Raw genomic sequence first — 1,085 nt, forward strand, 5'->3', positions numbered from 1 at the left:
CGGCTCGGACCGTTCCGACTGGCTGGCCCACCCCACCATCACGGCTCTTCTGGGGAGCGGGAGCACCCCCGGTGACGCCGTCCGCCTCGCCCGCATCATCGCCCGTGCCCCGGAAGACCGGGCGAAGGACGAGGTGGTCCAGGAGTACCGTCACTGGAGGCCCCATCTCACCGACTGGTTCGAGAGGCACGCGGACCCGGGTGACCTGCGGGAACGGTCGCTGCTGATCGCCTCCGCTCTCCTGGAGGGGGCGCCCGCCGCGGTCGTCCTGGACGCCGCCGACCGGCTCTTCGAAACGGTGGGTGGGGAGCTTCCGCCCGGTGGCGCGCTCGCCGGCCGGGACCTGTCCGTCCGTCTCGAGGCCGTCGGCGCGGTGTGGGACGAGGGAAACGACACCCTCTCCCTCGCCGCCCGGCGTCCCGGCCTTCCGGAAGCGGTGCTCGCCCATGTGTGGTGTCAACGCCCCGGCCTGCGCGACACGTTGTTGGACTGGGCCGGTGAGGTGACCCTGCCCGGGGGGCCGGCCGTGGGGCACACCGACCGGGTGGCGGAGGCACTCACCCGACTGGCCGAGGGCCCGGCGGGGGAGACGGTCCTCGGCGTCGTGGAGAGATGGATCCTGGAGGGCCGTACCGAGCACCGTCGGCTCGCCGTGGAGGTACTGGGCAAGCTCGCGGTCGCCCCCGGGCCCGGGGCCGCGGTGCGCCGCAGGCTCCGCGTCTGGTGCGAAGGGGGCGACGTCGGGGACGAGATGGCCCGGGTCGTCGCCGGAGTGTGCGAGGGGGCGCTCGGCCGGCGCTACCCGAGGGTCGCCCTCACCCGATTGCGCCTGTTGGTCTCCCGTACCCGGGGCGGGGGCGCCGAAGCCGTCGCCACGGCACTCCGGGCCCTGGCCGGCGACCGCAGGCACCGGGAAGCGATCTTCACCGAGTTGGTGGTCCGGGCCGAGAGCGATGACCCGAAAGCGGGCGGAGAGGGGGCGCGCGCCTTCCTCGCGCTCGTCGACCCGGCACTCGCCGACCCGGGGGCGGCCTCCTCCGGGGGGGCCGCGGTCGGGGGAGCCGATCGGTTCCCCCCGTCGTCCC

At 75.3% G+C, this 1,085-nt stretch carries 1 pseudogene; it reads left to right on the top strand.

From position 1 onward, the window contains the following. Positions 1-1,085, top strand: a pseudogene (locus FNQ90_RS24330) (hypothetical protein); the annotation flags it as partial.

It is taken from the genome of Streptomyces alkaliphilus (assembly GCF_014141535.1).
GTDB lineage: Bacteria > Actinomycetota > Actinomycetes > Streptomycetales > Streptomycetaceae > Streptomyces > Streptomyces alkaliphilus.